Genomic DNA, 873 nt, shown 5'->3' on the forward strand with positions numbered 1-873 from the left:
ACGAGGGTGGTAAAAATCCCAATGACCGCTTTGCTGTGGAGTTAACTAAACCTCTTAAAGCCACAGATGGTACAGAGGCACTTCCTGCTGGTACTGTTATCGTCGCTAAAACTACAGCCGTAGGGAAAAAGAATAATTTGGTGTCAGCTACTGGTATCGCTCTTGTTTATCCAGACTCCCAAGGTACAGTTAAACAGGAAACGATACCAGCTAGTACGCTATTAATTCGAGGTAACAACAAGCGACCATTGATTGCTCAAAAGCTCAATGATGTGGGGTCAGAAATTGCTCAACAAGATTTGTTAGTGGGATTACTCAGTAGCTTGGGAAAAGTAGGTAGCATTGTCAATCAACCCCGGACTCAATCTAGCACTGTTGTTTCCAATGGTACGTTTAATCAAAATACTGTTTCTAGTACCGCTGACCCGCAAATTTGGGCGGCTGCGTTGGAAGGGTTTTTCAGTCCAGTGAGTGAGCGTCTGTCGAGACGGTCTGACCAAGCAGTGCAAGAATTACTACAACGTCCGAATATTCAATTTCTACCTGAAGGTACAGAAGTCTCAGTGGTTGTCAATAATTTTTTGCAAATTGCTCGGTAAACTAACTGCACCCACAACGGGTGGGTTTCTCGGAGGTTATTATGAAACAATGTATTACTTTTATCATCACTACTAGCGCGTTATTTCTGGGGATAACAGCACATATTGTCCAGGCACAAACACCTGCTTATCGCTTTATTGACAGAGATATAGCTGCAAAAACAAGAATTCAAGTTCAAGTTACGCCAGGACTGGCTACACCTATCAGCTTTAGTCAAACCAATGAAACAATTCTCTACATTTTACTAGCAGATCCTTCACGACTGGTCTACAC

At 42.7% G+C, this 873-nt stretch carries 2 pseudogenes; both read left to right on the forward strand.

From position 1 onward, the window contains the following. Positions 1-599, forward strand: a pseudogene (locus FJR05_RS15375) (TrbI/VirB10 family protein); the annotation flags it as partial. A gap of 41 nt (positions 600-640) precedes the next feature. Further along, a pseudogene (locus tag FJR05_RS15380) lies at positions 641-873 on the forward strand (hypothetical protein); the annotation flags it as partial.

Source organism: Dolichospermum sp. UHCC 0259 (assembly GCF_009711935.1).
Classification (GTDB): Bacteria; Cyanobacteriota; Cyanobacteriia; order Cyanobacteriales; family Nostocaceae; genus Dolichospermum.